This is a genomic window from Dulcicalothrix desertica PCC 7102, from assembly GCF_003991905.1.
In the GTDB taxonomy this organism is placed as follows: Bacteria; Cyanobacteriota; Cyanobacteriia; order Cyanobacteriales; family Nostocaceae; genus Dulcicalothrix; species Dulcicalothrix desertica.
This window is the reverse complement of record NZ_RSCL01000032.1, coordinates 56,150-82,294: the sequence shown is the minus strand read 5'-3', so window position 1 is coordinate 82,294 and position 26,145 is coordinate 56,150. Positions and strand designations below refer to the sequence as shown.

General features: G+C 37.8%; 18 protein-coding genes and 1 pseudogene. 13 read left to right on the top strand and 6 right to left on the bottom strand.

Going from position 1 to position 26,145, the window contains the following annotated elements; genetic code table 11:
- Positions 1-24: 24 nt before the first annotated feature.
- The 3 genes and pseudogenes from DSM106972_RS43055 to DSM106972_RS43045 all read right to left on the bottom strand — a co-directional run.
- A complete protein-coding gene (locus tag DSM106972_RS43055) occupies positions 25-4,413 on the bottom strand; it encodes an amino acid adenylation domain-containing protein (protein WP_127086468.1) in 4,389 nt (1,462 codons plus the stop codon).
- A gap of 615 nt (positions 4,414-5,028) precedes the next feature.
- Positions 5,029-10,389, bottom strand: a complete 5,361-nt coding sequence (locus tag DSM106972_RS43050; protein WP_127086467.1) for a trifunctional serine/threonine-protein kinase/ATP-binding protein/sensor histidine kinase — start codon at positions 10,387-10,389, stop codon at positions 5,029-5,031.
- A 122-nt stretch (positions 10,390-10,511) separates the two neighbouring features.
- Positions 10,512-10,712, bottom strand: a pseudogene (locus tag DSM106972_RS43045) (undecaprenyl-diphosphate phosphatase); the annotation flags it as partial.
- A 344-nt stretch (positions 10,713-11,056) separates the two neighbouring features.
- Between DSM106972_RS43045 and DSM106972_RS43040 the strand changes: the two are divergent.
- The 4 genes from DSM106972_RS43040 (at position 11,057) to DSM106972_RS43025 (ending at position 14,680) form a co-directional block, all read left to right on the top strand.
- Positions 11,057-11,707: an HAD-IB family phosphatase gene (locus DSM106972_RS43040; RefSeq protein WP_127086466.1), complete on the top strand. Its 651-nt coding sequence runs from the start codon at positions 11,057-11,059 to the stop codon at positions 11,705-11,707.
- A complete protein-coding gene (gene mtnB / locus DSM106972_RS43035; RefSeq protein ID WP_127086465.1) occupies positions 11,688-12,335 on the top strand; it encodes a methylthioribulose 1-phosphate dehydratase in 648 nt (215 codons plus the stop codon). Before DSM106972_RS43040 ends, mtnB begins: the two co-directional genes overlap by 20 nt.
- A gap of 25 nt (positions 12,336-12,360) precedes the next feature.
- Positions 12,361-12,651, top strand: a complete 291-nt coding sequence (locus tag DSM106972_RS43030) for a putative quinol monooxygenase (RefSeq protein ID WP_127086464.1) — start codon at positions 12,361-12,363, stop codon at positions 12,649-12,651.
- Between the two features lie 313 nt (positions 12,652-12,964).
- Positions 12,965-14,680, top strand: a complete 1,716-nt coding sequence (locus DSM106972_RS43025; protein WP_127086463.1) for an alpha/beta hydrolase — start codon at positions 12,965-12,967, stop codon at positions 14,678-14,680.
- Between the two features lie 59 nt (positions 14,681-14,739).
- Here the strand turns inward: DSM106972_RS43025 and DSM106972_RS43020 are convergent, their stop codons facing one another.
- Positions 14,740-15,639 carry a hypothetical protein gene (locus DSM106972_RS43020; RefSeq protein WP_127086462.1) on the bottom strand — a complete coding sequence of 300 codons (900 nt, stop codon included), beginning with the start codon at positions 15,637-15,639 and terminating at the stop codon, positions 14,740-14,742.
- Between the two features lie 245 nt (positions 15,640-15,884).
- Here DSM106972_RS43020 and DSM106972_RS43015 point away from each other — a divergent pair, with 245 nt between their 5' ends.
- The 3 genes from DSM106972_RS43015 to DSM106972_RS52875 are packed head-to-tail and all read left to right on the top strand — an operon-like array spanning position 15,885 to position 16,255.
- Positions 15,885-16,073: a DUF6888 family protein gene (locus tag DSM106972_RS43015; RefSeq protein ID WP_127086461.1), complete on the top strand. Its 189-nt coding sequence runs from the start codon at positions 15,885-15,887 to the stop codon at positions 16,071-16,073.
- Entirely contained in the window at positions 16,057-16,125 is a 69-nt protein-coding gene (locus DSM106972_RS56075; RefSeq protein ID WP_411675394.1) for a DUF6887 family protein, read from the top strand. Before DSM106972_RS43015 ends, DSM106972_RS56075 begins: the two co-directional genes overlap by 17 nt.
- Positions 16,103-16,255, top strand: a complete 153-nt coding sequence (locus DSM106972_RS52875) for a hypothetical protein (RefSeq protein ID WP_201800858.1) — start codon at positions 16,103-16,105, stop codon at positions 16,253-16,255. The genes DSM106972_RS56075 and DSM106972_RS52875 overlap by 23 nt, the downstream gene beginning before the upstream one ends.
- A gap of 124 nt (positions 16,256-16,379) precedes the next feature.
- Here the strand turns inward: DSM106972_RS52875 and DSM106972_RS43005 are convergent, their stop codons facing one another.
- Positions 16,380-17,966, bottom strand: a complete 1,587-nt coding sequence (locus DSM106972_RS43005; protein ID WP_127086460.1) for a S8 family serine peptidase — start codon at positions 17,964-17,966, stop codon at positions 16,380-16,382.
- Positions 17,967-18,094: 128 nt separating this feature from the next.
- On the opposite strand from DSM106972_RS43005, the gene rpe reads away from it, so the two are divergent.
- The 6 genes from rpe (at position 18,095) to DSM106972_RS42975 (ending at position 25,375) form a co-directional block, all read left to right on the top strand.
- Positions 18,095-18,802, top strand: coding sequence for a ribulose-phosphate 3-epimerase (rpe, locus tag DSM106972_RS43000; protein WP_127086478.1), 708 nt, complete (start codon positions 18,095-18,097; stop codon positions 18,800-18,802).
- A gap of 317 nt (positions 18,803-19,119) precedes the next feature.
- Positions 19,120-19,899, top strand: a complete 780-nt coding sequence (locus tag DSM106972_RS42995; protein ID WP_127086459.1) for an HAD family hydrolase — start codon at positions 19,120-19,122, stop codon at positions 19,897-19,899.
- 118 nt (positions 19,900-20,017) lie between these two features.
- Complete coding sequence (locus DSM106972_RS42990; protein WP_186538345.1) at positions 20,018-20,434, top strand: hypothetical protein; 417 nt, start codon at positions 20,018-20,020, stop codon at positions 20,432-20,434.
- Between the two features lie 157 nt (positions 20,435-20,591).
- Entirely contained in the window at positions 20,592-21,800 is a 1,209-nt protein-coding gene (locus DSM106972_RS42985) for a DNA double-strand break repair nuclease NurA (RefSeq protein ID WP_127086458.1), read from the top strand.
- Between the two features lie 165 nt (positions 21,801-21,965).
- On the top strand, positions 21,966-24,128 hold the full coding sequence (locus tag DSM106972_RS42980) for a response regulator (protein ID WP_127086457.1): 2,163 nt from the start codon (positions 21,966-21,968) through the stop codon (positions 24,126-24,128).
- A gap of 197 nt (positions 24,129-24,325) precedes the next feature.
- Positions 24,326-25,375, top strand: coding sequence for a mechanosensitive ion channel family protein (locus DSM106972_RS42975; protein WP_127086456.1), 1,050 nt, complete (start codon positions 24,326-24,328; stop codon positions 25,373-25,375).
- On the opposite strand, the gene DSM106972_RS42970 is transcribed toward DSM106972_RS42975, so the two are convergent.
- Positions 25,355-26,137, bottom strand: a complete 783-nt coding sequence (locus tag DSM106972_RS42970; protein WP_127086455.1) for a TspO-related membrane protein — start codon at positions 26,135-26,137, stop codon at positions 25,355-25,357. The genes DSM106972_RS42975 and DSM106972_RS42970 overlap by 21 nt on opposite strands.
- Positions 26,138-26,145 lie beyond the last annotated feature (8 nt).

The window sequence follows — 26,145 nt, the reverse complement described above, 5'->3', positions numbered from 1 at the left end:
TTAGATAGTAACATAATAACTTAACTAAGGTTTGAAATGTTGTTTGGTACTAGTTTTTATATTCAAAGAGGGTGCTACAATCATCCCATTTGGTTGCTGTTTCCAACGCTCCTTAGTGGTCGAGCTATTTTCTTCAAAATTGCCAAAAGGAGATGCCAAAAAACCACACCGTATGAAGTAAGAAAAGTATGCACTTAAAAGCTTGCTATTTGCGGGTGGGCAGACTATGGAAGTTCCTTGAAGCCCATTCAGGGTATTTTGATAGTCAAAAGCTTGACCCGTCAGTAGGAAGGTTTCCAAATAGGTCATTTGGGTTTGAGAGTGTTTCTCAGTGAACAGTGATTTAATAGGATTTAAAACATTTTCTTGGGAGCTATCCAATTGAAGTAACTCTGCTTGCCATTTATCAATTGGCTGCAATTGAATTGAGTAGCCAAAACTGCGAATTTCGCTCACAAGCTGTTTCCAGGGCAATGGGTTAGGGTTGACAATATGGAAGGCTTTCCCTAGCGATTCTTTTTGTCTTGATAGATGCACAATTGCTTTACTGGCATAGTCTATTGGAGTTATATTGACCCATTGATCTAGATCGGGCGCAGTTCCTAGTTGAATCATGCCTTTGATAATTCTGCCCATCAAATCGTTTGTGTGATAAGTGCCTGTTACACTATCACCTGAAATCATTCCTGGTCTGTAAATGCAAGCAGGAATTCCCCGCGATTGGGCTGCCATTACTAGCTGTTCGGCAACCCATTTAGTTTGAGTATAACCACTAGTTAGTTTTTCACAATCTACTAATCGTTCTTCTTTGATCGGTGTTGGATTGTTAAAGATCAGAGGCTCAAGTACATCAATCGTCGAGATAAAGTGGACAGGAGTGACTTTACCCAAACTGGCTAACCTGAGAATTTCCTGAGTTCCCTGTACATTGGTAGCTTGCAGTGCGTTGTAAGGATAAACTAGGTTAACGAAAGCCCCAGCGTGATAAATTAGGTCGAGCTTACTAGCTAATTCTTGGAACTTTTGATGATTTAACCCCAAAAAAGGCTTTGATAAATCGCCTAACAGTGGAACGATCCTAGAATTTAACTCGCCACTCCAAAGCGTATAACGCTCTAGATTGGTTTGAATTTTGTACCGACCCTCTTCAAGATTAGAGGAACGAACAAGACAGTAAATATTGGCTGATGTTTGTTGCAGAAGTTCGTTTAAGAGAAAAGCACCCAAAAAACCTGTTGCACCTGTTAATAATATATACTCTGGTTCGGTTGTCGGTTCAATAAACGGTATTTTAGGGCGAATTGTTGGGTCTAAGATAGCTTCAGCTAGTAAATCCACCTTTATGACTTCCTCAACAGGTTTAGTAGAATCCAAATTTTGTAAGACATCAATCGATTTGATTAATCCAGCTATTGTCGGCTCTCTAAGAAAGTAGAACAAGGGTAATTTAATGTGAATGACCTCTTCTATTTGGGCAAGTAGCTGAACTGTCAGCAGAGAATGTCCTCCAAGTTCAAAAAAGTTATTGTAAATGCCCACTTGCTCTATTTCTATTCCTAAAATCTGAGACCAAATTTTAGCCAGATGGTTTTGTATTAAAGTAGAAGGCGCGACGTATGGCTGTGTTAACATGGGTTGCTCTTTTGTCGGTTCAGGCATAGATCGCCGATTAATCTTCCCATTTGGTGTCAAGGGTAGGGTTTTCATAACTACAAATGCTGAAGGAATCATGTAGTCAGGTAGTTTTTCCTTTAAGTAAGTACGTAGTTGAAGAACCAAATTGCTTTTCTCGTTTACTTGAAGAGGATTATTGGCATAAGCACTCAATGGTTTTAACTCTAATGGTTGCTCCGGCAGGACAACAATAGCCCTTTGTCCTGTTGCTTTCAACTGGCTTTGTAACACAACGTCATATGTACCTGGAGTGCTTAACTCAGACCAAGTGATATGGACGTTATAGGGTAAATATTGACTGATATTCCAAAATTCCTCTGGATTGACACTTGCTTGTTCACAGATTTGTCCTAGGGCTTCCCTTATCTGTCCTACAGTTGCCGATTGATTGGCGCCCGCTAATAGTTCCACTGCCTTCACATCTAGGAAAACCCGGGCATTAGGCACATTGATGATCTTGAAAGTTTCTGGTTGTTTCTCTTGAAGAAATTTGCAGATTTGTGGTATTGATATATCCTGTTGTTGCCAATCCCAACATAAAGGCTTTGCATCTGGATAGACATCAGTCTCTACATGAAGAATAACATCAGACCGAAACCTAATAAGTTCGTTTTGAGACTGACCTCGTTTAAGTAAGTTTTGAATATGACTGATGCGAGGGATATGATGCTTCAGGGTAGGGAAGAAGTCTGGATGAATTACTAGTTCTCTGTCGTGGAAAATTCGTTCCCGGATCATCTGTTGGAGCTTGTCACTGGAAAGAGAAGAAATAGCTTTGCTGAGTTGAACTGCGGTATGAAAAGTTTCTAGTAACGGTAAACTACGAACATCACCAATAAAAATCTGCCCTCCCGGTTTGATCAACTTGACACTTTTGTCGATCACTTGCAATAAATAATCCACACTGGGGAAGTACTGAATCACAGAGTTAATAATCACCGTATCAAAGCTGGCTGGTTCTAATCCTTCAAGTTCATGAGCGGCGCCCTTGAATACTTTTACATGAGAATTATTTTGTTGATTGTTTTTTAATTGCTGCTCAATATGATATATAGCTTCTGTTGAAATATCCGTACCCACATAGTGACTACAATGAGACGCAATACGAAATAGAAGTAGTCCCTTTCCACATCCAATCTCTAACACTCGTTGCGGACGTAAAGAAAGAATCCGCTCAACAGTGCCGTCAACCCACTCACACACATCATTAGTAGGCATGGGTAGACCAGTAAAACTATCATTCCAACCAGCCCAATCTTCAGAGTAGAGACTGTAGGTATTGCTCCAAACTGTTTCCCACTGCTGAAGTTGTTGATTATGGGACTCAGCAATTGAGGTTGATGAGTTCAAATTACTGTCAGTTTTTGGAACAACATAGCCGATCAGGCGTTTATTACCAAAATTATCTTCTTTTGCAATCACAGCAGCCTCTCTTACTTCTGGATGCTGGCTCAAAACTGTTTCGATATCACCTAATTCCACGCGAAAGCCACGGATTTTAACTTGATTGTCAATCCGACCAATAAACTCAAGATTTCCATTTGGCAGATAGCGAGCTAAATCTCCGGTTTTGTAAAGGCGTGCTTCGGGTTCGTTACTGAAGGGATTATAAACAAACTTGTCGTGATTTAACTCTGGACGGTTGAGGTAGCCTCGTGCAACTCCATCTCCACCAATATATATTTCTCCTGGGGCGCCAATAGGAACTGTTTTGATTGGATCATTTTTCCGGCGTGCTGGTTCCTCTAGTAAGTAAATTTGTGTGTTAGCAATAGGGCGCCCAAGAGGTACGGAATTGCTCCCAGGTTCTACTTTGTAAACCATTGACCAAACAGTAGTCTCCGTGGGACCATACATATGCCAGAGAGAGCCTGCTTTTTCTAGCAACTGATTAGCTAGCGCTCGCGTTAGGGCCTCTCCACCACATAATATTTTCAGTCTTTTGTTCCCTTGCCAGCCTGCTGCTAGAACCAGTTGCCAAGTAGCTGGGGTCGCCTGTACAAATGTAACTTCTGGCTCAGATAAAATTTTTGCAAGTTCTGCCGCATCGGATGCTACTTGTCGCTCAATCAGCTTAATACGGGCGCCTACGACCAAAGGTAAGTATATATCTGGAACTGCCATATCAAACGAAATTGTCGTAATTGCTAGCAGTGTATCTTCCGCCGTTAGTCCTGGTTCCCGCTGCATGGAATTTAAGAGGTTGACTACTGATTGGTGTGTAATTTGGACACCTTTAGGTTTACCTGTAGAACCTGAAGTATAGATGGTATAAGCTAAATTTTCGCCAGTTACTCCACTATCGACATTTTCTGTGCTGTATTGCGTAATCACTTGCCAATCTGTATCGATACACACGACCTGTACATTTTCTAGCCGTGGTAATTGCTCAATCAGATGCTTTTGAGTCACCAATATTGGCATCTGAGAGTCTTCTACCATAAATTCCAAGCGTTCTTGGGGGTAGCTAGGGTCAAGGGGTATATAAGCTCCACCTGCTTTCAATATCCCTAATAACCCTATGAACATTTCTAGTGATCTTTCTATACAAACCCCTACTAAACTCTCTGGTTTAACCCCTAGGGTTTTCAAATAGTGTGCTAGTTGATTTGCTTTTTGATTAAGCTCTTGATATGTTAATTGCTTATCTTGAAAAATTATTGCTACAGCATCATGGGTTTGTGAGACCTGTAATTCAACCATTTGATGAATGGAAATATTTTTGAGATCATAAAGCATGGATTTTTTCATATAACCCAGATCTTGAGGTGGAAATGCTCAGAGTATTTAGCAGTAATATTTTGAAGTCTGTGGCAGTGTATACCCTATTTACTTTAGGATATTTTTTCTTGGAACACTCTAACATTTTACGTGTCAGTTCTGCTTAATAGCTTGAGTAATGTCACTGATTGCAGCGCAAGATACTTTATAGGCTATTTCATCTATGTTTTTTGGTAATTTATCAGTGATTTCATGCTGAAATCCACAAATAGTTTGGTTTAGATGTAAAGCTTTTAATTGTTAGAAATTGCTTCAGAGTAATATAACTGCTTTTATTACTTTTACTAGCAATATTTAAATTTTGTGTTGATAAGTATTATTTACTAGAGTTAGGGTGTGATTGATTAAAAATAGATAAAGAGTTTATAAAGTTTTTAAAAACTATAATATAACTATATGAGTTGTAAAACCTCTTCTTTTCTTCCTTTGCGTTCTACCCTGCGGATTATGTGTCTTTGTGGTTTATTACTAAATTATAAATTTTACGAATGATTTAGTACTGCTATGGCTTCTTTTATAAAGATATAGGGGTTTATGTTGGGTTCCGTTGCACGGAACCCAACCTAATTTATATTAATCTACGGGGATTTCAATGATAAATTCGGCGCCTTCTCCTGGTGTAGAATTTACTTTAATATTGCCGCCATGTTTCTCTATTATAATTTGCCGTGCAATTGCTAGTCCTAGTCCTGTACCTTTACCAACTGCTTTGGTAGTAAATAACTTGTCGAAGATGCGTTGTTTGACTTCTTCGCTCATTCCTTTACCATTGTCTTTTATATAGATAATTATTTTTTGTGCGTCTGTGCTTAAGCTGGTTTTGACGGTAATACAATTGGGGTTAAGTTGAATTTCCTCGAAGCTGCGTTCGGTGTTTGATTCTTCTAGCGCATCTATGGCATTAGCAAATAAGTTCATTAGTACTTGATTTACTTGTCCGGGAAAGCAGCGAATTTGAGGTAATTTTGCATAATTTTTGACTATTTCTATTTGGGGACGATGTTCGTTTGCTTTGAGACGGTGTGAAAGTATCATGATGGTGCTGTTGATACCATCGTGAATGTCAAAGGGAATTTTTGTTTCTGTGTCCGCACGCGAGAATGTTCGCAAGCTATTTGATATACTACGAATACGTTGCACACCTTCTTTCATGGAAGAAAGTAGTTTTGGTAGGTCTTGACGTATGTAGTCTAAATCTATTGTCTCTATTTCTTCGCTAATTTCGGCGCCTGGGTCTGGAAATTTTTGTTGATATAAATCTAGTAGTCCAAATATATCATTTACAAAGTTGAGCGCAGGTTGAATATTACCAGCTATAAAACCAACGGGGTTGTTTATTTCGTGTGCTACACCTGCAACTAAGTTTCCTAATGCTGACATTTTCTCGCTTTGGACGAGTTGAGTTTGAGCTTCTTGTAGTTCTTCGAGTGTTTGCTGTAACTCGTTTGCTTGAATTTTCTGCTCAGTAAGGTTTTGCTCTAATTTAATAGCGTAGTTTTGTGATGTTTGGTAAAGAGTTGCGTTGTCAAGCGATATTGCAGCTTGTGAACAAAGTAAATTTAATATTTCTACCCGGTCTGTTGTAAATGCTTCTCTAACTAAGTTATTTTCTAGATACAATACGCCAACTAAGCGAGTTTTATTTATAATTGGGGTGCATAGAACACTTTGTGGATGGAATTTTTCAAAGTAACCGTCTTCTTTCCACTCTGTACTGGCGTCAACATCATTCATTATTACCGATTTTTTCGCATAGCGCGCGTAGTTAATCAGATTCTCTGGTAATAGTACATCTATTTCATCATGACTGTGAGCAGCAACTCCCAGGATATTGTTCTTTAGTAGTAATAATATACCTTTGTCGGCGCCTGCGTTTTCTAACACAACCTGCATTAATGCTGATACTAAATTATCAAGTTGAATTTCACTTGATAAACTTTGAGATGCTTTGAGTACAGCTTTGAAATCTAAATATTCAGTAGCTGTTGTACTATGACTGCTTATAGTGGCAAATTTATCGGTTTTAACTGGAGATATTGTAGATTGGAATGAAGTTAGTAATTGAGGATAGTTTGACATCAAGTGGGTAAGTTTGGTTTTTGCTCCCCAGTGCTGATATGCTTCGTATGCTTTAACCATATAAGTTTGCGCGATTATTCTTTTACCCCATTCCAGATAGAATTTAGCTGCAAGTTCCCAACATAATGCTTCTTCGTTAATATATCCGTTCTCTTGAGCAAGAGCAATGGCTTTATCATAAAACTCTATTGCCTCAACTTTATTATTTAACACTCGATGCTGTTCTGCTTCTATTAAATACCATTTATGTAAATGGTTCATTGGAGCATGGTTTGCCCAGTTCTTGATTTTATCTTGGTTTTGTTTAACTTGGGTTAAAATGTTTTGCTGCTCTGGCGCCGTTTGTGTTGAATAAACTCCCAGTTGGCACAAACAACTATAAAATGGTATCAACGCTGAGTAATATGTTCCAGCAATGGCGCCTGCATACTGTTGGGCTAAAATAGAATTCTCTACTCCGTATTTGTTATCACCAAATAATACACATAACATCAACTTGTGTAAGTATAATGTACCAATTGAATAACTATCACCTGCTTCCGTGTGAACTGGCATCATTTCTAACTCGTTATATATTTCACCGTTTAATGATATTGGATTTGTATTATTTGTAGTGAAATTTAATGCTGCCTGGTAAAAAATACGCTGAAAGTTGCGCGCGCTTTCCTGCTTAAGTTGTAACATTGCTTGGTTATATAAATCCATTTCGTCTACTAACCAAGCTAAATTTTTACCTGACCAATATGATAAATTACAGTAATTAAAAGCACAATAGGCGCCGAATTCTAAATCTCCTGTTTCTAAACCACTGTGATAACCTTCTAATAAAGGCTGAATATTTGTTTGTAAATGAGTTTTCCAAGACAGAACAAACGGATATACTAAGTTAATTACTTTTGCTTTGAATTCACTTGCTCCTTGTAAAAGTTTTAATGCTGCATTTCCAGAGCGATAACCAGCTTCAATATCATTTCCAAAAGCACATAATATTAACCCATACGTTGCATATGCATATGTTGAACTAGGAGCATTACCATATTGTACTGATATACTAACTTGTTTGAGGATAATTAACGGGTAAAGTTGAGCCATACCAATATAGGCAGCAGATGCAACGCTTGATAAAATCCTCATTGCTGCTAGCATATCTTTTGACTGCATTGGCGCCAATACCGATAAGTCATTGATAGAATTCTCTGATATATATGTAGCAACTTCTGTCATCGCTTGCTGAAAGTGTTCTGGTGTAGGCAATTCAGGAAATTCTATTCCAAAACGCTTTAATATAACTAAGGCAGTTGAAATTGCATCTGCAAATCGATTTTGAGATATATACGCTTGAATTTTGATTTCGTGTACTTTAATTTGATGTAATAGTACACGGGTGTTATGGGTAACTTGATTGATAAAATACTCCATTTGCTCTAAGTCACCGCACAAGTAAGCTATTTCGGCACCAAGTTCGTGCAAAGCTAGTGTTGTTTCATAATGTCGTTCCCAGCTATCTTCTCCTAAAAGCTTAATTCCTTCTTTTGCATACTCTCTAGCTGCACTATACGCAGTGGCACTTTTAGCTTTATGACAAGCAATAAGATTTAGCTGTGCGAGTTCATCACGTTCAACTTGGTATGTTATTAACTCAACTCCATAATTTAGCTGGTTAACTATTTCAAATATTCGCTCTTCTCTAGTTGCTGATACAATACTCTTTAATAAAAGGCGCCCGATTTTTAAATGTGTACTTTTTTTATCGGCTTCTGAAATCAGTGCATATGCTGCTTGCTGTACACGGTCGTGCAAAAATTGAAATGTAAATGCTGATTTGTCATTATTGTCTGTCACCATACCATCAGCTTTTGATTGGTAGTACTTATAAACTTGACTAGTTGTCAATATCAACCCTTCCTGAATTGCTTTCCATAGGGCAGCAGCATCAATATCGGATACGGTAGATAATATGTCTAAGTCAAATTGATTGCCAATACAAGCTGCTAGTTTTAATATATCCTGAGTTGCAGTTGGTAAAGAAAGTAACTTCAATACTATAAACTCAACGATGTCATTACTTAAAGGCAAATTGTGAGCAACGCTCTCATCCCACTGCCATATACTTTTTTCGTAATCAAAGTAAATAACTCGTTCAGTATAAAGTGTGTTTAATAATTCACGGGTAAAAAATGAATTGCCTTGAGTTTTACTATATATATACTGCGTTAGCGAATAAGTTTTATCTGTACTACATAACAGCGTATCAGCGACTAATTTATTTACAGCATCGAAACTCAAAGCGTTTAATGTAATCGTTTCTATCGTTGCACCCGCATTTTGAATATCATCGATTGTTGACATTAAGCGATGCGTACTGTTGACTTCGTTATCGCGATAGGCGCCAATTAGTAATAAATACTCAAGCTCAACTGCTAAGAGATGAATTAATTGTAATGAAGCAGTATCAGCCCATTGTAAATCATCGAGGAATATTACGAGCGGATGTTCTGCACTACAGAAAACGCGAATAAAGTTTTTGAATATCAAATTAAAACGATTTTGCGCTGCTGTTACATCTAACTCTGTAGATGGTGGTTGTTTGCCAATGAGTAATTCAACAGATGGTATTGCATCAATAATTACCTGTCCATTGTCACCGACAGCATCCAATATAAGATTTTTCCATTTTAGAATTTGCGATTCGCTTTGAGTTAATAGTTGTTCAATTAAATCGCCAAATGCCTGTATTATCCCAAATAATGGTACATTGCGCGCGAACTGGTCGTATTTACCTTTGATAAAATAACCGTGATGCTGGGCAATTGGTTTTTGAACCTCTTTAACTAAAGCTGTTTTGCCTGTTCCTGAAAACCCACGCAATAAAAGTATTTCCACACCTGTTGTAGATACACGTGCGAATGCTTCTAGCAAAGCTGTAACTTCTTTGTCTCGACCGTATAATTTATTGGGAATTAAGAAACGGTCGGAGATATCTTTGGTTCCTAGAGGAAATATTGTATTACTGGCGCCTTCATTACTATGGTATAAATTTAAACAAGCTTCTAAGTCATACTTTAAACCAAGTGCGCTTTGGTAGCGTTCTTCAGGGTTTTTTGCCATTAACTTAGAAACTATCACTGCTAAAACTTTGGGAATATTTTTGTTGATAGCGTCAACTGCAACGGGTTGCCTGGTAATATGGCTATGTACTAACTCGCTTGGTTCATTACTAATAAAAGGTAGTTGCCCAGTTAGTAACTCATAAAAAGTCACACCTAAACTATAAAAATCGCTGCGGTAATCGACACCTCGGTTGATACGTCCGGTTTGTTCGGGTGAAATGTATGCTAATGTCCCCTCTAATATATTGCGTTGTAGTTGTTGAGTTTCGCGTATTAGCAAAGATGAAATACTAAAATCGGTAATTTTGATTTGTTGAGTGTCTGGGTTAATTAGGATGTTGGCAGGTTTGATATCTTTGTGAATAACACGGTTACGGTGTAGTTGGTCAAGGACAGTTGTAATTTGAATGGCAATTTTAAGGAAGTGAGGTATTGATAGTTGGGTGGATACTAACCAATCTTTGAGCGATATTCCTCCAAACTCCATGATTAATGCGTAACCGTTACCGTATATCTCTAAACTGTAGGGTTGAACGATACCGGGAATATTTAGGTTAGCAGCAATGGTGTACTGGTTACGAAAGTACACTATCTCGTCAAAGCTGGGGTCTGGGTTTCGCATTAACTTGATGGCAACAGGCGCCTGGTCTTGTTCGCGTACAGCTTGATATACAATTGTTCTAGCTCCGACATAGATTCTTTCGCTAATGCTGTACCCAGGAATCTTGATTGCTGCTGTCACCATTACCACTACCCGTAAAATTCAAGCTACCTCTACTAAACTATTATTCCCACTTTATAAAGATTTATATCAGGTTCATAAAGAAATTGAGATTTTATATAAATTGTGTTTATTTAAAGATTTAGTGCTGAACCTGGGTCTGTCCATCCTAATAATGCTGGTACTATTCTTAAATGAGCAGTACTGCTAATTGGTAATAATTCGGTAATTCCCTGCACAATTCCTAAAATTATTACCTTAAACCAACCTAGTTCTACAAACCCTAAATCTACATCACTATTTGTAGAAGCAGTAGCGATAAATGTATCCATGAAGCTGTTAATCATATTAGTTGTATAAGTTAAAATTACAAAGTGTAATATGTCATTCTGAGCGTAGCGTAAACGGAGTTTTCCCGCAGGGTAGAATCTCTTTTAGCTTGAAAATTTATGAGATGCTTCACGTAGTGAGGCATGACAGTATCGATAATTTATGAGATGCTTCACGTAGTGAGGCATGACAAGGGTTCTATTTCCATATTTATTTTCCAAAATCTTGACCGATAGTTTATCTATACAAGCCACACCAAGAATTTGACTAACTAGATTGTGGATTATTCTGCGAAAATAACTATAAATAATTTGCAAGTTTTTTTAATCTTGTCGGAAGGTATAAAATACTACAAGTAAAAATGAAGAATATAGTTTTTTGTGATTTTGATGGCACGATAACCGCACAGGAAACTTTTGTTGCGGTACTAAAGGAGTTTGCACCTGAACTTGCGGCAGAGTTAATTCCCCAAATGTATGCTTTAAAGGTGACGTTGCGTGATGGTGTACGTCGTATATTAGAATCTATACCATCATCATGTTTACCCGAAATTCTTGAGTACACTCGGCGCCAACAAATGCGTGCGGGACTTCTTGAGTTATTAGATTTTTTGGAAGAGCGAGATGTACCGTTTGTGGTGGTGTCGGGTGGGTTACGTTCGATGGTATGCGCGGTATTAGATTCTTTGGTGGAACGCGCACACGCTATTTATGCCATAGATATAGATACGAGTGGTTCGCATTTTCGCGTTGTATCACCATATGAAGGTGAAACTGAGTTGGTTGATAAAGTCAAAGTTATGGATTTATATGACGCAACGAATACTAAAATAGCAATTGGTGATTCTGTTACCGATTTAAATATGGCTACTTCGGCGCCTGTGGTTTTTGCTCGTGACCGTTTGGCTAAATATATCGATGAACGAAACTTTCCTTATATTGCTTGGAACGATTTTTTTGATATTCGCAACGCTTTAATAGAAATTTGGGACAATGAAGCAACAATTACTTGATACAGTCAGTATTAATTATGACCCGCGTGTAGAACTTATCGGCGCCGCTAGTTATTTCCATGCACAAGGCTGGATGTTAGGCACAGCAGGGAATTTATCAGCAAAAATGCCTGATGGTAGCTTTTGGATTACTGGAAGTGGTAAGTCTAAAGGGAAACTATCTCAAGAAGATTTTGTTCGTGTTTATCCTGATGGAAGTATACAGGCGCCACTTGAAGAATCTGTAAAACCATCGGCAGAAACTTCTATTCACTCTAGCATTTACGAACTGTTTGCCGATGCACAAGCTTGTTACCACGTTCACTCAGTCGATGCAAATTTAGTATCGAATTTTATTAAGGGTGATGAAATACCATTGCCACCTTTAGAAATGATTAAGGGTTTGGGTATCTGGGAAGAAAATCCTAATTGCGTTATGCCTTTATTCGATAATCATTTAAAGGTTCCACAGATTGCCTCGGATATCAAAACCCGCTTCTTGGCACAAAAACCCCAAATACCTGCTTTACTAATTCGCAACCACGGTGTTACAGTCTGGGCAAACTCTCTTGAAACCGCACGTAACTATATTGAAATTACAGAGTTTGTATTTCGCTATATGGTCGCGGCAAGAAAAGCTGGAATTTAGCTAGATATTCAACTAAGTACTAACTATGACTCTTCGCGTTGTTGCCCGTGTTGTGACGTTACCTGGTAAAGAAAGTGAATTTAAAGCTTTGGCATTACCTCTTGTTGAAGCTACAAGACTTGAAACCGGGTGTATTAAGTATGAACTTCTGCAAAATTTAAATGACCCGACTGATTTTACGTTTGTGGAAGAATGGGTAAATGATGCTGCTTTGAATTTACACTTACAGGCGCCGCATTTTGTTGAAGCTGCTGGAAAACTTGATGGTTTGGTTGCTATGGCGCCTGATATTCGTCGCTATGAGGTAATATTTTAAGTATATTCACGGTATATTTTCTCGTTACTTACTTATAATTTGAGCAACCTTGTTGTAACAAGATTGCTCAAAGTGGTTCAGTATATAGTTTGGCTTTAGAAGGTTCGTAATATATTTCATTTTATAAAATATAAATATTCAAATAAGCTTCAGTGAAAATACTAATTTATCGATTTTGTTCGTTACATCCTCCGAAAATATACGTGGTTTCTCTACTCAGTAAGCCAAAATCAACCGATACGGTGATGCTAGGATGCGATATTTAATGAAATAATGAGTTTGCTTGATTTATCTCTAATAGTATATTTGTTTTATGAGTTTTTCTGTTAGTCGTAATATTACTTATAGAGAGAAAAAACAGCACAAGTGGCAAAATACTATAGTTGGCGCCTTGATTGGCGTAGTATCAACATTCGTAAGCGCAACTCCAGGTAATGCTGCTGAACGTATTGCTTTTTATTACCCTCCGTTTGGAGAGTTTACAATTTCTACCTTGGATATAGAGACTTATGCGGAGTCTGGTAGGGTAACAAGAGATTTTGCTTTTTATCTAAATCGTGTACCTTCGTCTCAACGCGCACAATTTCGGCAGTTGCTTAGAACTTATTTCAATTTAGATGCTACTTTAGTTTCGCAGGTTACTTACTCAGCGCTAGGTGAGAGTGTAGTGCGACGGTTATCTGAGTTGATAATGACAGAAAGTAGGCAAGGTAGCTTTTATGCATTGCGTTCAGCGTTGATATTATCTGCGACTAACCCCAAAGGGTTAAATATTGTTGAAGTAATTCGTCGTTATCCATCTAGTACCATTCGTCTTAACTTAACTGAAGGACAGTCCATACTTACTAATTTTTCTGAGTTAATACGAAGAAGAGATAGGGTTGTCGGTGGTCTTAAAGAAGTTGCCACTGCGGAAGCTTCTAACCAAACTACCGATTTTTCACAACAGCAAGATTTACAAGTACCAGGTAGTCTTGGTTATAAAGTAGTATCTTGGGAGATGAACGATGTTGCCCGAAGTCGCGCTTTTCCTGTAGATTTATATTTACCACAGAATAACAATAACCGTTCAGGTGGCGCCTCAACTTCGGTTAAACCACCATTTCCATTAATTGTAATTTCCCACGGTGTTGCAGAAGACCGAGAAACTTTTGCTTATGCAGCACAGCATCTTGCTTCGTATGGTTTTGCTGTTGCAGTTCTCGAACATCCAGGTAGTGACGCTAAAAAAATTCAGCAATATTTTGAAGGTTTAGCAAGTCCACCCGAAGCACGCGAATTAATAAACCGTCCTTTAGATATTAAATTCTTACTCGACCAACTCCAACGTCTGAATAAATCAGGTTCAAATTTTGTTGGACAACTCAATGTTCAAGAAGTCGGTGTAATTGGACACTCTTATGGAGGGTATACAGCTTTAACATTAGCAGGCGCCACAATCGATGTTAACTCTGTTAATAAACAATGTAACCCTAACAACTCATTGAATTTATCAGTATTATTACAATGTCGAGCTAACGAATTATTACAAGGCAAAACACCAATTCCATCATTCCAAGACACGCGCGTTAAGGCTGTAATGGCTTTAAATCCTTTTGGTAGCGTTATTTTGAATCAAAAAGGATTTAGTAAAATACAAGTCCCGATAATGTTTATGGGAGGTAGCCAAGATGTTATTACACCAGCAGTACCCGAACAGGTAATTCCTTTCACTTGGGTTGCATCACAAAATAAGTATTTAGCATTAATTGAGAATGGAACTCATTTTTCAACTTCTGAAAAATTAAACGCTTCAAAACCTGTTCTACCAGTGCCTAGAGAATTAATTGGCCCCAATCCTGCTATTGCTCAAATGTATGTTAAAGCATTCAGCGTAGCATTTTTTCAAACTCATCTTGTAAACCAGCAGCAATATAGCCCATATTTGAGCGCAGCTTATGCTCAGTATATTAGTAAGGCGCCGCTCAATGTAGATTTAGTACGGTCATTAACAAGTGAACAATTAGAAAAAATCTTTGAAAATAATTAGTATATACGTGTAGAGACGTTACATGTAACGTCTCTAAGCGGGTTTTTGCTGATTTACGATTAGATAAATCTATTTAGCAATTCCTCGCGCGATAGCTGCTGTATCAATGGTATAAACTCCTCTTCTCCCAACGCTGACAAAGGTTGAATAATTTGATTGAGTTCATCATCTAGAGACCCAAACTTGAATTGCAGTAGCTTTTCGACAACGCTATATAAAGATTCTTGTCTCCCTTCTTGTCTCCCTTCTTGTTTAACTTCTTCGAGCTTTTGTAGATAAATGGGTGATAAAGTCATAATAAAGTCCTCATCCTCTGGTTCTTGGGGTTGCTTCAGTTCTAAGGTAGTCCTTAAATTTAATAATAGTTCAACTGCTTTTTCTCGTAACGGGTCACCTGTTGGTAGTGCTTCTAACTCAGCTATAGCTCGTTTTTGGGTTCCATCTCGACCTAAAATCCTTAACCATAACGTTTCAGGAGTTTCAAGCAGTTGATGAACGACAATAATGGCAGTTCTAGTATTGTTGCCTAAAAAATATATTCCTTTACCCCAGTTTTGCTCATCGGGTGTTGCATGAAAACCGTCACCCAAAAAAAGGTCTGATGCTGTCGGAGATATAATCCATAACCGTGGTAAGTCACCCATTCTTAAGGGGGTTTTTTCTCGGTTGCTTTTACGTTCAGCTTCAGCGAACGTGGAGAATAGTTTACCCATACAGCTACAAACTTCTAGAGGTTGCACTGCATTCCGAAACGGTTCAAACAATGCTGCTGTATCTGCGAATCTTCCCAATAATCCTAACTCTACTGAAGATTCAGGTGGGTGGGGAGATGGTGCAAAGTAAACGTCGATTTCTCTAATTTCTGATGGAACTTTTTTGTCTGTCTTTACTTCTCCTACTGTCCCTAATAGTGCTTGCAGATAATTTTTGGAAAACTCGTCGTATGGGAACTGAGTCATTTTGTCATTATTTTTAATCCAATAGAATTATTTTAAATACAAGTATATGTATAAAGGTACTAAACAAAATTATAATATAGCTGAACATTCCGGTTAAAATTTTCGTTTTACTTTTAGATTATGTTTGTGATTTATATTACTTTTATTGGTGAGGTAAAATAGGAATTATAAGCAAGTTGGCAACGGATTATGTAGCGGATTTAACGGATAGATTTATCAGTTAAATTTGATACATTTATTTATATATGAGTAAAAATGAACAAGCACATGCCTGTATGAGAGTCTGTCAGATGCTGTCTAATAGTTACCGCAACATCGAGATTTACCGTTTTGATGAATATATGGGAGTTGTGTTTATTTTTGCCAGTGAAGAACTTCAAATTATAGTACCACCCAATGGACAATGGAGGTTTTTAAATGCAACCGAACTTTGAAGCGATGACAAATAAAGAATTATTAGCTTATGCTCTTGCACATCGCTCTTGATGCTTCCCCATTACGTGAATTATACAGGCGCCGGACACCCGATGAGGAAGCAACTTGGTACGGACGATTTGTAACAGCAGATGGTACACCAATACAAGAAAATATTCGTATTGCACTTATAAGCTATTAAACAACGAATTGAGCAAGTTAATAAAATAGTTAATTAAGTTTTTGTTGGGTTACGCTGTACACGCTCCACCCAACCTACGATTTTATATTTGACTCAGGACTCAGCACTCAGTACTCAGCACTTTCTACTGTACTGTCCACCATGCTAGTGCATAGAGTTGTTTTGCTTCGTTGATTTGTTTTTTGTATTGAATGCGAATTTTATATTTACCTGCGGTTGGAACTGGGCAAAATATATGTTCTACGCTATCTACTTCGCTAACTGATGAACATGCTATTGATGTCGAACCGTTAGGAGTGTCTTGGACTAAATATAAATCTAGATTGTTTAAACCTCGGTCGCGGAAGTTTTCTTCTTCGTCGTACATTTTATTGTTATTTTTGTCTTCGAGTTCAACTAATCTATCCCAACTCAAAGTTAATGAAACGAAACTACCTGCTTTGAGTGGTTTTTTAAGTTGATAATCTACATTAGTATTTGCTGTAATTGTATTGTAATCCCATCCTAAAGCGGGGGCTGGTTGGTTTGGTTGCCACTGTCCGGCGCCAAATTGTTGTAATGCGCGCGATGCGTTCATGTGTCCGGTGCCCATTTGAGCATGAAGTGGTATTTTGGGGTCTCTATAAGCGTCGGAAGCTAGCCAGTCTAGGTTCTGCTTGTCGATAATTGTTCGCGTCATCCCTAAGCGTAAACCATTACCATCGTCTTTTAGTTTTTCGGCGGAGTTTAGTAATATTGCTTTCATGACTTCGTGGCGCCGTGAAGCCATACTCCAATTTGACTGTTTTTTTCGTATCTGTCTATCACCAAATTCTTGCAATAAAGCTACTGTTCCAGTAACGTGAGGCGCCGCAAAAGAAGTACCTGTAACTTTATTTATTTTGCCATCGGGGTTTAACATCCGAATATTACTACCAGGAGCAAGAATATTCACCGAACGACGAACTCCAATATTTATTTCTTTACCTGCTAGCCGAGCTGTGGCGCCTTCATTCGCTGCAGCTAAGTTGGAAACGTCAACTTTTGTAAAGATATCGCCACGACGCGAAGAAAATGCGACGTTTACAGCATTGAAGTTATCGGTGGGTATAGGAATTCCACCTTTACCTTGATTTCCAGCAATTACATATAGGGTATTATGAACTCTCGAAGACCAGTCAACACACATCGTTAGTAAAGCATTGCCGTCAAGAATAGGGTCGGGACGTGGGTCACGATTAAGTGGTTCACCAAAGCTAAAATTAATTGCACGCACATCACTACCATTTTGCGATGCGATATGTTGTGCTGATAAACATTCTTCGGGTTGACCTTGGCTTTTTGTCGAACCAACTGCTGAAGAATATAGTCGCGCGTTTGGCGCCACTCCAGGAAATGCTTTGTCGTTACTTGCCATTACACCCGCAACATTATGTGCGTGGGGGTCTACACCACTATTCGACTTGGCTGGAATAGTTCGTGCAAATACTGCTACAGGTGACAACGCACGATTATTAGAAACTGATTTATCAACACCAAACTTACCTGGGCGCCCAATTTCTACTTGACCAATGGCGATTTTGCGCCCAGTTAAATTGTAAGGAGGTTTGTGCAACTTCAGGGCATCAATTCCAAAACTATCTAGTGAACTGCTAAATTTAATAGCTAGAACTGGTGTACTCAACAAAGCCGCACTCAATCCCCAAAATATCCAGGTTTGTTTTTTCGCCATCGTCTTTATCTTTATAAAAGGTTAATAATTGTAAAGGGTTAATGTAGGATGAAATTAGACAGGTGAGCCAAAGCTCATATTTTGTTACAATCAATACAGAATTTCAAGCACCTATTAAGCGAAGCGCCATGACTTATACGCCATCCGACAAGCCCATTGTAATTGCTCCGTCTATATTATCAGCAGATTTTAGCCGTTTAGGAGAAGAAGTTCGTGCCGTAGATGAGGCAGGAGCTGATTGGATACATGTTGATGTAATGGACGGACGCTTTGTTCCGAATATAACCATTGGTCCGCTGATAGTTGAAGCAATTCGTCCAGTTACCAAAAAACCACTTGATGTCCACTTAATGATTGTGGAGCCAGAAAAATATGTGGCAGATTTTGCTAAAGCTGGCGCCGACCATATTACGGTACATTGTGAGCATAATGCTTCTCCGCACCTGCACCGTACCCTTGGTTTGATTAAAGAGCATGGCAAAAAAGCTGGTGTGGTACTCAATCCTTCAACTCCGTTGGACTTAATTGAGTACGTGCTTGATATTGTCGATTTAGTATTAATCATGAGCGTTAACCCTGGTTTTGGGGGTCAAAGCTTTATTCCTGGGATGGTGCCTAAAATTCGTCAGTTGCGTCAAATGTGTGACGAACGCGGTTTAGACCCTTGGATTCAAGTTGATGGTGGTTTAAAAGCGAATAATACTTGGCAAGTTTTGGAAGCAGGCGCCAACGCGATTGTAGCAGGTTCGGCGGTATATAATGCTCCTGACTACGCACAAGCTATCGAAGCTATCCGTAACAGCAAACGTCCCGCTCCAGAATTCGCGAAAGTCTAAGTATTGCGTAAGCTTTTTAACTTTTGCAGAAAGTATATAGTAGGTTTAAAATGGCAGTCTCTAAGGGCTGCTATTTTTATACTCGCTAAATATATTTATTTTATTTATGCTTCTTCACAGGTTATTATATATTTACTAATGTCCGCAGGTGTGAACAATATTCTTGACGACTTTTATGAAGTTAGGAATATGAGTCTCATTATAATGTTTATACAAATCAATTTACATAATCAACAATGATTTTGAGATTACTATTTAGTTAAAGAAAATTAATTTTAATTAATTACAGTTTTTGTAAAGTTTTAGGTACGGTGAAAATGACAGTGAATATTCCAACTATTTTAGCGTCTGATTTTGACGGTGTTATTTGTGACGGTATGGTCGAGTACTTTGAGGTTGCTTGGCGAACTTATTGTCAAATATGGGCGCCTACTCAACAAATAGCAACCGATGATTATGCATCAATGTTTTATAGTCTGCGACCAGTAATAGAAACGGGTTGGGAAATGCCTGTTTTAATTAAAGCAATAGTAGAAGGTATATCTGAAGATAATATCTTAAAAGATTGGGCAAATATTACTAAAAGAATTTTAGCAGAATCTAATCTTAAGTCATCAGAAGTTGCACATCAACTTGATTCATTACGTGATGATTGGATTGAGAATGATTTAGAAGATTGGATGAGTCTACATCGATTTTATCCGGGAGTTGCAGACAGAATAAAAAACATGATTGCCAGCGGCGTAAAAATATATATTGTCACAACCAAAGAAGGTAGATTTGCTCATAAACTCTTACAAAAAGAAGGAATAGATTTACCGCGCGAAGTTATATTTGGAAAAGAAGCCAAACGTCCTAAATATGAAATATTAAGAGAATTAAAAACTTCGACAGAAGGCGCCAATATTTGGTTTATCGAAGACCGTCTCAACACCTTACAATTAGTTAAAAAGCAAAGCGACTTAGATGATGTAACCTTATTTCTAGCTGACTGGGGCTATAATACTCCATCAGAACGTCTAGTTGCTCACAGCGACCCCCGTATGCATTTGTTATCATTAGCACAATACTCACAAGACTTTTCAGATTGGGTGTAAAAGAGTGTAAAGTGCTGAGTGCTGAGTGCTGAGTGGAAGAGTTAAGAGTGAAGTGTTTTACTCCTAACTCTTGTTTTGTAACAAAATAACCTTTTATAAATTTATAAATAAATGAAAAATGAGATATTCTAAGCCACTCCTAACTGAAAGGAGTCTTGATATAACTGATATTTCTGAGTTTGAGGATAGAATTGAAGAAATTAGAGACGCACTAGTTGAAGGTCATGCAGCTTTATCAAAAGAAGATATTAAAACACTACATTACTGTATAGCCAAGCTTGATTCATTTCGTTTACAAGCCATTGCACGACTTATCGAACCTCTTTTAGAAATTAATTTATATTCACAAAATGCAGCTTCAATAGTTAAAGTTTTGTTACAAAATCGTGAACCTGAAGTAAGATATGCAGCTTTAGAGGCAATCAGTTATGCTTTAGGTGAAGTAAAAATAGGTGACGAAGTACTTGCAGAAGCGAAGAATTTGCTTAAAAATGAAGAGAGTGCATTTGTTCGTGAATACTTGGAGTCATTATAAGGTGTAAGCGCGATATGTTATTACATACAGATTTTTCGCTTTTGGACTAATGGCAATTTATAATTTCTTTAACTTTTAAAACATCCTCTTAAACTCAGCACTCAGCACTCAGCACTTTCTACTTCTACTCAGCACTCAGCACTTTTTACTAATTTCTATGCTTGATATAACAAAACTCGCGGGTCAAATTCAAGGTTTGAGTCAGCATTTAACGCAAGAAGCTGTCGCAGGTCAAAAGCGTCTAGAGTTAGCTTCTAAATATTTGGTTGATGCAATAGGGCGCCAAGAGGAGTTTGTCGAGAAGCAAGATAAGTGGAAAGATAGGATTGTGTTCGCAAATGCAACTCCTATTGAACCGCTTGATACTCGTGTTGAGATTCCAGTTCCACCAAAGGTACACACTGTTATTGCTACTGATGGTTCGCAAATAGCACCGAATCATCACGAAATCGCTTACTGTTATCTTCTTAATATTGGAAGGGTTGTTTTACATTACGGACAAAATAAACATCCACTCCTCGATAGTTTACCCGAAGTGTTTTACCGTCCCGAAGATTTGTATGCTTCACGTAAGTGGGGAATACGTACCGAGGAATGGATGAGTTATCGTCGTACTGCTTCGGAAGCGATGGTTTTGGCAGAGTTAGCTTGTGGAATTGTAGGTGAGCAAACTCCGCTTTTGAATCAGCTAAACCCGCGCGTTCCAACTTTGGCAATGGTTGATGGTTCACTTATTTATTGGTTTTTAGAACAGTTACCTTTGGAAGCACGCGAACATATTTTGCCGCCAATATTAGAAGCGTGGGGTCAAATGAAAGCTAGTCGCGCTCCTTTGATGGGTTATCTTAGCGCTTCGCGTAATGTTGAGGGGGTAAACTTTTTACGTTTGCTTGCTTGTACTCATCCGGTACCAGACTGTGCGAGTTTTTGTCCTAACCAAAACGATAAGGTTCCATGCAAAGTATTCGACCCATTACGAGATAGTACCCTTTGGGCTACTCAACTTCAACCTGGACAGCGTGGACCTTTGTGGCGTAGTAATGCTCGAATTCTTGAATTGTACCAAGACCAGCAAATTTATTTTTGTTATGTTCACGTTGGTACTGAAATTGCACGAATTGAAATACCTAGATGGGTTGCTGAGGATACACAGTTATTCGATGAGTCGCTAGGTTTGATGTTGGCTCAGGTGCAAAAAGGTTATGGTTATCCTGTCGCTATTGCAGAAGCGCACAACCAAGCTGTTGTTAAAGGTGGCGATAAAGCTCGCTTTTTCTCGGTTTTAGAACGCCAAATGATTAAAGCTGGGTTGAGAAATGTTGGAACTTCCTATAAAGAAGCGCGTAAGCGGGGAAGTATTGCTTAAAATCCCCCCAACCCCCCCAACCCCCTTGACAAGGGGGCTTTTTTGTTGATAAATCGAATTATTCTCATTAACAAACTTCCTTGTTTTTACGGTGGATTTAATATAATTTTTAGCTTAGGCTACTTAGAAACACTGTGATTAAGCATCGATAGTTAATTAGACCAAATGAGAATTCTGCTTGTTGATGATGATGAAATATTTTCCGAACTGCTTAAAGCTAATTTGGTTGAGCAGAATTATGTTGTTGACATTGCTTTTGATGGAATAGAAGGTTGGGATTATATCGAAGCTGCTAATTATGATTTGATTGTTTTGGATGTCATGTTACCGAAACTTGATGGTATTAGCTTTTGTCGCAAGTTACGCGCGAAGGGTTTACAAGTTCCAGTGATGCTTTTAACGGCTAGGGGTATTAGCGATGATAAGATAGTTGGTCTGGATGCAGGCGCCGATGATTATGCGGTAAAGTCGATACCACTACCAGAACTCGAAGCACGCATCCGCGCATTGCTGCGTCGTAAAGCTAACACAGCAACTCCTGTGTTGATGTGGGGAGATTTACAGCTAGACCCGAGTAAATGCGAGGTAAGATACGGGGAAATTTTACTCAGTTTGACTGCAAAAGAATATGGCTTACTGGAATTGTTCATGCAAAATAGCCAAAAAATTCATAGTCAAACGAGTATTCTAAATAAATTATGGTCGTTGGAAGATGAACCACCTAGTTCAGAAACATTAAGGGCACTTATTAAACGGTTACGTCAAAAACTTAAATCGGTTGGCGCCTCCGATTTAATAGAAACTGTATATGGAATGGGGTATCGTCTCAACCCTGTTTTTCAAAAAGCACACAAGAGTAAAATTAATATCCCCATCTCAAACTCAACTAACACCTTAACAGCAGAATCCAGTCCAACACCACGTAATGATGTGTTACACAGTCTGGTTCAATCTGCAACTCAATCAAATATATTAAATACATACAATAATCATAATCAATCTCTAAATCAAAATATTAAACCTCCCAAACAACCTGAAGCAAAGGTAATGGTGGTAGATGACGATAAATTAGTATCGCGTTTAGTGCGAACTTTGTTAGAACCTTGGGGATTACAAGTTACAATTCTTAACGACCCACAGCGACTTTGGGAAGAATTAGATGCTGTAGTACCCGACTTACTAGTTCTTGATGTGCAAATGCCTGACACAAATGGCATCGAGTTATGTCAAATTATACGTAATAATCCCAAATGGGCATGGCTACCAATTTTATTTTTAACAGGACAACGCGACGCAGAAACAATTCAAAATGTGTTTGCGGCAGGTGGTGATGATTATGTAAGTAAACCTGTAGTGGCGCCGGAGTTAATTACTCGTATATTCAATCGTTTAGAGCGTGCGCGTTTATTACGTGAGCAAGCTGAAATAGATACTTTAACAGGTCTACCAAATCGTCACCGTTCCAGTCAAGATATAGACAAGTTTATACATTTAGCTTCACAGTATCAACAGCCTTTTTGTTTAGCAGTAGTAACATTAGACAAATTATCTCAAATCAACCGTGATTATGGACATCGACTTGGCGACCAAATGCTGCGTAAGTTAGCTCATATTTTACGTCAAGAACTGCGAAGTGAAGATGTTGTCTCACGTTGGAACGGCGCCGAATTTATTATTGGCATGTACGGTACAAATCGTGGTGAAGGTACAGACTGGTTAGCAGAAATATTAGAATTATTCAGACAAATTAAATTTTCTACATCTGATACAGAAAATAATCAAAATGACAATCAAAATCAAATATTTAATACTTTTAGTGCTGGTGTGGTTCAATATCCCGAAGACGGTAAAAATATTCAATCTCTTTATAAACAAGCTGTATCGGTTCTAGAGCAAGCCAAAATATCTGGATGTCGTGTATTATCAGCTACTTGGCAACCGCTGAAGACACATCCACTTCCAGTTTTTGATGTAATATTATTACATCGTGACTCGGAATTCGCGCATAAAATAATGGGCGCCCTCGAAATAAGAGGTTATCATACTCATTGGATACAGGATGGGCAGCGTGCTATCTCAGTAATAGTAAATAATCCTAGTATATACGGCAAAATTATTTTATTAGAAGATAATTTGCCCATTGTAAATGGGTTAGATTTACTCAAAGAATTTAAACGCTGTAAAGTTACACAACGTACAAAGCTATTGTGGTTAGCAACTCAATCTAATCATGTAGAAATTGCATTAGACTTAGGATGTCTCGATTATATTAATGTGCCTTGTAATGTTGATGCTTTTATGCATAGGTTACGACAAAGTTTGTTATAAGAAACCAGAAACCCGGTTTCTATGCAAACTTGTGATGTTTATTGCAAAATATAAATAAAGAAACCGGGTTTCTACGTAAAATTGCTGTTTTATACAAAATCTCTCTAAAGAAACCCGGTTTCTAATCGATGTTACAAACTTTCAATTAAGCTCAGTGTTAAAATTAAATATATTTCTTTAATATTTTCATACAAATTATGGCACAATTTGCAGTTCCAAGTGCTTTTATTTTAATTGGATTAATTGTTGGTTTTGCTCTGGAAAAATTTATTGATAGGCAAATTAAGTTAGTTAGCGTTGAAACTGAAGCGGAAGAACAACCTTTAACAGTAAAAATAATATTACTTCATTCGCTGAATAATCTCGCTTTTACCTGGTTTTTACTTGCTGGGTGTTTTGCTGCTCATCTTTCCTCATCATTAAAGTCTGATGCTTCACATGTTATTGAAACAATCTTAATAATTATCGCTTTATTATCTATTACTATATTTCTTGCTCGACTTAGCAGCAGTTTTGTAACTTTATTTGGACAAAAATCACAAGTTGTATCTGCTTCGCTTATATCTAATTTAGTAAAATTTATTGTATATATTCTTGGACTATTAATAATTTTGCAAACAGTGGGTGTTGAAATTACACCAATTCTCACGACTTTGGGAGTTGGAGGTTTAGCACTCGCTTTAGCAGTTCAAGATACTTTGTCAAATTTATTTGCAGGATTATATTTAATTATTTCACAACAGCTTAGAACCGAAGATTATGTAAAACTCGAAACTGGTCAAGAAGGTCATGTAATAGATATTAATTGGCGTAGTACAACAATTAAAGATATTTATAATAATATAATAGTTATTCCTAACTCGAAGCTGTCATCGGTAATTTTTACAAACTACCATTTACCAGTTAAAGAACTTGTTTTATCAATTGATATTGGGGTAAGTTATACAAATAATTTGGAGCATGTGGAAAGGGTGACTTTGGCTGTTGCGACTGAAGTTATGCAAGAAATTGCACCAGAACTAACTATAAATGAACCATTCATTCGTTATCACACGTTAGGTGATTATAGTATTAATTTAACTGTGTTTATGCGGCTGAATGAATTTTTAGACAGGCGCCTAGCAAAGCATATATTTATAAAAAAATTGCACGAGAAATATCAAGCAGAAAAAATAGAGATTCCCAACCCATCAAGAGATATTTACATCAAAGAAGGTTTAGATAAATTACAAACGATGAGTATTTAATCGAGGCAGAACCAAAACAATTAAAATCAAGAGTGCAACGGCGCCGGATGTTGTTACAGTTAGTAAAGCCAAATTACTCGAATGCTTGATAGCAATGGCAATTAATGCCCAAATTGTGACTCCAGTATAAGCAATATCTTGATATTTTGTCGTCATGATAGATGCTAAACCAGTAGCAATCAATACCATAATAATAGTCCAAGTAGTTGGAGAAATTCCTCCACCATTCCAACCTGAAGCAACAAGCGCAGAAGCAACATTGACAATTGTAGCAACACTTATCCAACCCAGATAAATACTGATGGGAATACGCGCATACCATTTGTAGCTACGAGTTGCAGGGTTTACTAATTTTAGCTGTAAAACGGCGCCTATAAGTGGTAACAAAATCAAAAGCATTGCCACTACTGACAAGGTAAACATGCGTGATAAAAATAAATACACCCATATGCTTTGAGCAATGCTAGCAACGATAATAAATAATCCAGCTTTGCGTAGATATGGATTATTTCGCTGTGCAGGCAAAATTTGATAAACTCCAAAGGCAAATAAACCCAGATAAATTACTCCCCAAATAGCAAAAGCATAATTTGCTGGTATAATTAAAACATCTTTGAACAAAGTATTAGAAATTTCTCCAATACTAAGTCCACCTAAAGGAAAAATATTTGACCATACATTTACAACAAATGCAGCAATGATTGCTACAAGAGTTGCAATGGGTAAAAGAATTTGACTAGAACTAGAGTTCGACTGTTGCATAGGGTTTG

Coding starts and splice junctions, on each gene's coding strand:
- DSM106972_RS43055 (WP_127086468.1), bottom strand. CDS start 4,413: ATGCTTTATGATCTCAAAAATATTTCCATTCATCAAATGGTTGAATTA.
- DSM106972_RS43050 (WP_127086467.1), bottom strand. CDS start 10,389: ATGGTGACAGCAGCAATCAAGATTCCTGGGTACAGCATTAGCGAAAGA.
- DSM106972_RS43040 (WP_127086466.1), top strand. CDS start 11,057: ATGAAGAATATAGTTTTTTGTGATTTTGATGGCACGATAACCGCACAG.
- mtnB (WP_127086465.1), top strand. CDS start 11,688: ATGAAGCAACAATTACTTGATACAGTCAGTATTAATTATGACCCGCGT.
- DSM106972_RS43030 (WP_127086464.1), top strand. CDS start 12,361: ATGACTCTTCGCGTTGTTGCCCGTGTTGTGACGTTACCTGGTAAAGAA.
- DSM106972_RS43025 (WP_127086463.1), top strand. CDS start 12,965: ATGAGTTTTTCTGTTAGTCGTAATATTACTTATAGAGAGAAAAAACAG.
- DSM106972_RS43020 (WP_127086462.1), bottom strand. CDS start 15,639: ATGACTCAGTTCCCATACGACGAGTTTTCCAAAAATTATCTGCAAGCA.
- DSM106972_RS43015 (WP_127086461.1), top strand. CDS start 15,885: ATGAGTAAAAATGAACAAGCACATGCCTGTATGAGAGTCTGTCAGATG.
- DSM106972_RS52875 (WP_201800858.1), top strand. CDS start 16,103: ATGCTCTTGCACATCGCTCTTGATGCTTCCCCATTACGTGAATTATAC.
- DSM106972_RS43005 (WP_127086460.1), bottom strand. CDS start 17,966: ATGGCGAAAAAACAAACCTGGATATTTTGGGGATTGAGTGCGGCTTTG.
- rpe (WP_127086478.1), top strand. CDS start 18,095: ATGACTTATACGCCATCCGACAAGCCCATTGTAATTGCTCCGTCTATA.
- DSM106972_RS42995 (WP_127086459.1), top strand. CDS start 19,120: ATGACAGTGAATATTCCAACTATTTTAGCGTCTGATTTTGACGGTGTT.
- DSM106972_RS42990 (WP_186538345.1), top strand. CDS start 20,018: ATGAGATATTCTAAGCCACTCCTAACTGAAAGGAGTCTTGATATAACT.
- DSM106972_RS42985 (WP_127086458.1), top strand. CDS start 20,592: ATGCTTGATATAACAAAACTCGCGGGTCAAATTCAAGGTTTGAGTCAG.
- DSM106972_RS42980 (WP_127086457.1), top strand. CDS start 21,966: ATGAGAATTCTGCTTGTTGATGATGATGAAATATTTTCCGAACTGCTT.
- DSM106972_RS42975 (WP_127086456.1), top strand. CDS start 24,326: ATGGCACAATTTGCAGTTCCAAGTGCTTTTATTTTAATTGGATTAATT.
- DSM106972_RS42970 (WP_127086455.1), bottom strand. CDS start 26,137: ATGCAACAGTCGAACTCTAGTTCTAGTCAAATTCTTTTACCCATTGCA.